Raw genomic sequence first — 6,738 nt, 5'->3', positions numbered from 1 at the left:
CGAGGCTCCGTCCGAGCGTAGTGGCCGAATCCCGCCGGACAGAAATCTGTCCGGCATTTTTTTTGATTTTCGTCCCCAAGGGGATTCGAAGCGAACGAGCGCCGCCCTTATGGGCGGGAAAGGCGTAAGTCGAAGACCGGCTCCGTATCAAAAAAAATACTTTAAATATGATCGCTATGGGCGATACTATTTGGTAAAGCTGAGAAGGTCGGAGGGCCGTTTTGGAAGAGAAAAAGAAAATCCTGATTATCGACGACGATGCAGCCATTGTGCAGTTGCTCGCGATGCATTTGCAGGCGAAAGGATACGAAGTCGTGACAGCAAAGGACGGCGCGGACGCGCTCGCGAAACTTCGCAAAGTCACGCCGGACCTGATTTCCCTCGACATGGAAATGCCGAAGGTTGGCGGACTGGAGTTTTATCGGCGGATTTCCGACGGACGCAGCCGCACCCGGATCCCGGTCCTGGTCGTCACAGGCCGCGGCGAATTGAGCGAAGTTTTCAAAGACCTCGAGGTGGATGGATTTCTGAGCAAGCCTTTCGAATTACACGACTACCTCTGTGAAGTCGAGAGGATCCTTTTCCACGGCAGCCAGAAGGGCCTTGTTTATATCCTGGACATTCCCGGCAGGCACTCCGAGCAGATCGCACGGCGCTTGAAAACGGAACGTTATAAGGTAATTTCCACGGTGGACCTCGCCGAGCTCTCCAATCGCTTCGCCCAGGAGCCGCCCGATTTTATTCTTATGGAGTACGAGCAAGCCGATGTCGAAGGCAGTCAGCGCATCCGGGAGACCCAAAGAATCCTCGCCGGACTTCAGAAGGGCAGTGGCCGCAAAGCCGTTCCGCTGATCGTGTATACGTATTCCGGGTTCGATTTTGCGGAGAAAAGCCTTTCCGCTGGGGCTGACCGCTATGCAGGCACTTCGCCTTCCTATGACAGTTTTGTGACCCTTCTGCGTGAGTACGAATTGGAGAAATAGTTCGCATGGCTGCGGACCCCAATCAATTCGACAAGCTGGCCTATCTCGAATCCATCATCCAAAACATCGTGGACATCATCACGATCCTGGAGGCCGATGGGACCATCCGCTACGAAAGCCCTTCTATCACGAACGTCCTGGGCTATTTGCCCGATGAAATGGTCGGACAGAACGCATTTGGGTTCGTTCATCCGGACGATTATAAAAGAGTTTTCAGTCTTTTTGCCGGAAAGTCCGCGAAGAAAAACGCAGTCGAAGCGGTTGAGCTGCGCTTCAGGCATAAAGACGGTCACTGGGTCTATCTCGAATGCAGCGCGAAAAATCTTCTGTTCGATCCTCACGTTCGTGGTGTGGTTGTTTCCTCCCGCGATATGGCATTTCACCGCGATGTAGAATTAAAGATGCGGCTCCAATCCGAGGCTCTCACGGCCAGCTCTAACGGCATTCTCATCAGCGAACGCGCAGGGACGATTCTGTGGGTCAATCCAGCGTTTACGGCCATGACTGGCTATTCTTATGATGAAGCCGTAGGAAAAAATCCCCGCATCCTTAAATCTGGAGAGCAATCGCCCAAGTTGTATAAAGAACTATGGGAAACGATCCTGGCGGGGAAATCATGGACCGGCGAGCTGATCAACCGGCGCAAGGACGGTACTCTTTATTTTGAAAAACAGACGATCACTCCGGTCGTCGGCAATGATGGGGGCATCACGCATTTCATCGCTATCAAGCGCGATGTTTCGGAAGAAAAGAAGCTGGAAGCCCAGTTCCGTCAGGCGCAGAAAATGGAAGCCGTCGGCAGGCTGGCGGGCGGTGTGGCCCATGATTTCAACAACCTGCTGACGGTCATTCTGGGGCATTCCGATCTTCTCCTCGCCAAAGGGTGGGACGATGAACGCCTGACCAGCAGTCTCACCGAGATCCGGAAAGCGGGAGTCCGTGCCGCGGCTTTGACGCGCCAGCTTTTGGCCTTTAGCCGCAAGCAGGTTTTCCAGATGAAAGTTCATTCTCTAAACGAAATCGTGGCGGGCATGGATAAAATGATCCGCCGCCTGCTGGGGGCGGACATCGAACTCGTCACCCTGCTGGGAGAGGATGTGGACCCTGTCTGGATCGATGCCGGACAGATCGAGCAGGTGATCATGAATCTCGTAGTCAATGCGCGGGACGCCATGCCGAATGGGGGAAAAGTCGTGATCGAAACCCGCAAGGCTTCAGTCGACGCCGTGCTTGCCGGGAACGGGAAACATCCAGGGTTCGTTCCCGGCGTCTATACGGTTCTCAAGGTCCAAGACACGGGCACAGGAATTTCACCCGAGGCCAAAGCTCACCTTTTCGAGCCCTTTTTCACCACCAAAGAAAAAGGCAAAGGAACGGGGCTGGGTCTGGCGACGGTTTACGGTATCGTAAAGCAATCCCAGGGATTTATATACGCGGAAAGCGAACCGGGAAAAGGGACCGAGTTTCTTGTTTATCTGCCACCCTCTGCGGAGAAGCCTCAAAACGCGGCTGTTGCAGCCGTTGTGGAACTGCCTTGCGGTCAAGAGACGGTCGTGATCGCCGAAGACGAAGAACTGGTCCGCGGACTGGCCGTGCAGTTTCTGGCGAGGCAGGGATACCGCGTGCTTGAAGCCCGGAATGGTCTTGAAGCCCTGGATGCGGCAGCGCGTCATGAAGGCTCTCCCATCGCCTTGCTCATCACGGATATGGTGATGCCCCACATGGGAGGCAACGAGTTGGCGGAGAAATTTTCAGCGAACTATCCCAGGATAAAAATCATCTTCACTTCGGGATACACGGACCACGGGGGCGTCCAGAGCTGGCTCGACCGGGGCTGCAGCTTCCTGCAAAAGCCGTATACCCAGGCTGAGCTCCTCATGATGGTGCGCGAGGTTTTAGATAAACCGCAGACACCTCCGCTCACGCGCGGCTGATTCAAGGCAGGAATCGGATAGATTCCGGCGACGGATCAGCCGAAGGACCGGCCTCTTTGAGCATAAAAAAAGCCGGATATTTTATCCGGCCGTTTTTTAAGAATCTTTTAGAATCGCCTTTTAAGCGGTTGCAGCCTTCGCCCCCGTCTCTTCGGCATACTTCCTGATCAATGAATCCGGCGTCCGCTTAAGATCCCAGGTGAGATTCAATTTGGAGAGCCCGAAAATCAGCCACTTGCTGGGATCCCAATCATACCAGCGAATGCCGTTCCGGTAATCATTGGGAAAACGGTGGTGGAAATTGTGGTAGCCTTCCCCGTTCGTGAGGAATACTCCAAACCAATTATCCCTGGCCGAAATCGTCCCGTCATAATTTCGGGTGCCGAACATGTGTGCCCAGGAATTGATGAAGAAGGCGGAGTGGATGACAAGAACCAGCCGAAGATTGACCGCCATGATGAAGGCTCCCAGCGGATGTCCGATTAAAACTCCGATCAGCATGGGGAGCGCGATCCCGGCCCCGACGGACCACAGGCTGTAATAAAAATGCTGGTTCATCACGAGTTTTGACTTTTGCAGGTCTTTGACGTTGTCGTAATTCACGCGGTGCTTATAAAGCAGGATCCAGTTCATGTGGGCATACCAGAAGCCGCGCTTGATATTGTAAGGATCCTGATCGGTGTCGGTGAATTGGTGATGCTGGCGGTGCTGCGAAGCCCATTTCAGGGCCGATTGTTCGAAGGTCGCCGCGCCGAAAAAAAGCAGAAGAAACCGAATGACGGGATTGGCTTTAAAGCAGACGTGGGCAAAAAAGCGGTGATAACCCACGGTGATCGCAAGGCTTGTCAGGGCAAAAAAAGAGCCGAAAAGAACCCACTCCGCCGCTGAGGCCCCGTGATAGATCAAATAAAGAGGCGTGCCGATGAGCCCCACGGCGTGGAGAACGATAAAAAAAATAATGCCGACCCAGCGCGTTTGGCGAATGGGCGAAGGATAGGTGTTCTGAGTGCCTTTAATTTTTGCCATGGTCAGCGAGCTCGAGACGAGCGAAAGGGGGTGGAGTTTGCGTAAAAGACATCAGGCATTTTACGCCCTATCCGGCTTGGTTACAACCCGTATTCTCGTCCGCATCGGCAAAGTGTCTCGCATTCATGAGTTGGGCCGCTTTTTCAGGACACGAATCGGATAGATTCCTCCAACGGATAGGCTATCATAAGGCCATGAAAGCAAAGTCCCTTTCCCAAAGGTTGATCCGGGCCTGCCGCTACATCGAAGAGAGCGAGGAGTTGCCCACGCTCTCGAGGGTGGCCGGGCAGGTGTCGATGAGCCCCGCCTACTTTCAAAAAACATTCACGCGCGCCCTGGGGATTTCGCCGCGCCATTACGCTGACGCGGTGCGGTTCGACCGGCTGCGCCGCCAGTTGCGCAAAGGGGATGATGTCACCCGCGCTCTGTACGACGCCGGCTTCGGGTCGAGCAGCCGCCTGTACGAATTCGCGGGCCGTTATCTGGGCATGACGCCGAACGATTACAAGAAAAAAGGGCAGGGCGTCCGCATCACCTACTTGATCGCGGATTCCCCCCTGGGATATCTTCTCCTTGCGGCCGCCGAAAAGGGGATTTGCTCCGTCCGGCTGGGGAGCAGCAAGGGTGCATTGAAAAGCGAGCTCAAACGGGAATTTCCGGAGGCGCGTTTTGACGAAGACGCGGAGCACCTGCGCGATTGGGTGCAGGCGCTCGTCGATTATCTGGCCGGGCACAAGCCTTGGCCGCTCCTGCCCTACGACGTGCAAGCCACGGCTTTTCAGCGTCGCGTCTGGGAATGGCTGCGCAGCATTCCGTCCGGCACCACGTACAGCTATTCGGAAGCGGCAAAAGCCATGGGCCATCCTTCCGCAGCACGCGCGGTCGCGCGCGCCTGCGCCACGAACCCTCTGGCCCTTGTCATTCCCTGCCACCGCATCGTGCCCAAGGCCGGCGGCGTGGGCGGATACCGGTGGAATCCGGAACGCAAGCGCGGGCTTCTGACGCTGGAAAAGAATCGAGGGACGAGCGCTCCGGTTAAAAGATTCTCCGCGGCGCTTTGAAAAAGCCCCGGAATCGATATAATAGAAGCCTCCCCTCAGCCCCCTGGAACCATTTGTCGAAGCTCTTTCAACGCTTATTAAGGAGATCGCCATGAAAAAGAAATCGAGCCTTCATTTTTTCTTCCGCGCCGCCGCGATCGGGGCCGCGTCATTCCTGCTTTGGGGTCCGGCGGCTTTTGCCGAATCCGCTCAGAAAGAGCCTCCCGCCAACGCGAATCAGGCGAACATCCAGACCGGCAACGGCATGGAGGATCCCTTCGCGGACATGCAATCCGTCCAGCAGAACATGCAGCAGTTTTTCAACCAGTTCAACCAGCGCTGGAACCAGATGGCCAAGTCTTCTTCCTTCCAGCCGGACACGGACCTTCAGGACAAGGGCGATGCTTTTGTTGCGACGCTCGACCTTCCGGGCATGCAGAAGGATCAGATCAAAATCGACGTCACCGAAGACACGCTCACGGTTTCGGGGGAAAGGCAGTCGGACAATCAGGAGAAGAACAAGCAGGGGTATTACAGCATGGAACGGACTTTCGGCAGCTTCCGGCGCAGCATGTCGCTTCCGGAAAAAGTAGTTCCGGACAATGTCACGGCCAAATACGACAACGGCGTCCTGGAAATCAAGCTTCCCAAACTGACCCCGCAGAAGGAACAGCAGAAAACGAAAAGCGTACCCGTGCAATAGGTTGTAGGGTTTTTCCTTATTGACGCCTTTTCGGGCATCGGCTAGAGTGCGCTACCTTTGTCATAGAACACCCAACCACGGAGGCAATTTATGCGTTACTCAAAGTCCCTTAAATTCTTCGCCCTCATGCTCGCCGTATTTCATCTGGCGGGCTGCAGCAGCACGAAAGTCGCCACCGACTTCAGCGGTCTGACGTCGCCTGACGGCACGCCGGCCGCGCATCTCAGCACGTCCAACGCCGCCATTCATCTCATGATGGGCCGTGAGCCCGTGTGGGGCGATGCGACGCTGCAGAAGACCGTGGCGGATTTCACGGCCGCGGCCAAGGCGCACGGCGCGAGCAAGGTGCGGATCGTCCAGTCTTCCAGCCGGGCGTGGTGGTTTTTGTTCTTTCCCTTTACGCTTTTCGTGACGCCGGTCACCAGCAACGTCGCGGGCGAAGCCATCCAGTAAGCTTTCAGGACAATTTAATGCGGAAAAAGGCGGGGCTTGTCAGCCCCGCCTTTTTTTGTTATATCGAGTCCAAAACAGGACCCTGATATTCCCATAAGGAGGGAAAGAGCATGGCTTCTAACACACTGGAAGATTTCAAAAAATTTATCATGCGCGGCAACGTCATCGACATGGCGGTCGGCGTCATCGTCGGCGCCGCTTTCGGAAAAATCATCACGTCGCTGGTCAACGACGTGATCATGCCGCCCATCGGGATGCTCCTGGGCAAGGTGGACTTCAGCAATTTGTTCGTCAGCCTTTCGGGAGCGTCTTACGCGTCGCTGGCAGAAGCCCAGAAGGCGGGCGCCCCGACCCTCAATTATGGCGTATTTCTGAACACGATCATCAATTTCCTGATCGTGGCCTTCGTCATTTTCGTGGTGATCAAGCAGGTCAGCCGGCTCACGGAAAAGCCCCCGGCTCCGGCCGCCGCGCCGACGACCAAGGAATGTCCGTTCTGTATTTCCACGATTCCGCTCAAAGCGACGCGCTGCTGCGCGTGCACGTCGCAGCTGCAGCCCGTGGGCGTTTAAAGAAAGAAGATGAATTGAAACGGCGGC

7 protein-coding genes are annotated in these 6,738 nt (G+C 55.5%); 6 read left to right on the top strand and 1 reads right to left on the bottom strand.

The genetic code is table 11. The features are described from left to right. Nucleotides 1-221: 221 nt before the first annotated feature. Together VL688_01495 and VL688_01490 are read left to right on the top strand one after the other, a co-directional pair. A complete protein-coding gene (locus VL688_01495; protein ID HTL46715.1) occupies nt 222-983 on the top strand; it encodes a response regulator in 762 nt (253 codons plus the stop codon). A gap of 5 nt (nt 984-988) precedes the next feature. Beyond that, nucleotides 989-2,917, top strand: a complete 1,929-nt coding sequence (locus tag VL688_01490; protein HTL46714.1) for a PAS domain S-box protein — start codon at nt 989-991, stop codon at nt 2,915-2,917. A gap of 120 nt (nt 2,918-3,037) precedes the next feature. Here VL688_01490 and VL688_01485 read toward each other — a convergent pair whose 3' ends face one another. Then, nucleotides 3,038-3,943 carry a fatty acid desaturase gene (locus VL688_01485; protein HTL46713.1) on the bottom strand — a complete coding sequence of 302 codons (906 nt, stop codon included), beginning with the start codon at nt 3,941-3,943 and terminating at the stop codon, nt 3,038-3,040. A gap of 194 nt (nt 3,944-4,137) precedes the next feature. Between VL688_01485 and VL688_01480 the strand changes: the two genes are divergently transcribed. The 4 genes from VL688_01480 to mscL all read left to right on the top strand — a co-directional run bounded on the left by VL688_01480 (nt 4,138) and on the right by mscL (nt 6,711). After that, nucleotides 4,138-5,004 carry a methylated-DNA--[protein]-cysteine S-methyltransferase gene (locus VL688_01480; protein ID HTL46712.1) on the top strand — a complete coding sequence of 289 codons (867 nt, stop codon included), beginning with the start codon at nt 4,138-4,140 and terminating at the stop codon, nt 5,002-5,004. A gap of 91 nt (nt 5,005-5,095) precedes the next feature. Next, on the top strand, nt 5,096-5,686 hold the full coding sequence (locus VL688_01475; protein HTL46711.1) for an Hsp20/alpha crystallin family protein: 591 nt from the start codon (nt 5,096-5,098) through the stop codon (nt 5,684-5,686). A 90-nt stretch (nt 5,687-5,776) separates the two neighbouring features. After that, nucleotides 5,777-6,139: a hypothetical protein gene (locus VL688_01470; GenBank protein HTL46710.1), complete on the top strand. Its 363-nt coding sequence runs from the start codon at nt 5,777-5,779 to the stop codon at nt 6,137-6,139. A 110-nt stretch (nt 6,140-6,249) separates the two neighbouring features. Beyond that, nucleotides 6,250-6,711: a large conductance mechanosensitive channel protein MscL gene (gene mscL, locus VL688_01465; protein ID HTL46709.1), complete on the top strand. Its 462-nt coding sequence runs from the start codon at nt 6,250-6,252 to the stop codon at nt 6,709-6,711. Nucleotides 6,712-6,738 lie beyond the last annotated feature (27 nt).

This window comes from Verrucomicrobiia bacterium (assembly GCA_035495615.1).
Classification (GTDB): domain Bacteria; phylum Omnitrophota; class Omnitrophia; order Omnitrophales; family Aquincolibacteriaceae; genus DATJFP01.
Note: the sequence above shows the minus strand (reverse complement) of the source record. Positions and strands in the feature narration are given on the sequence as shown.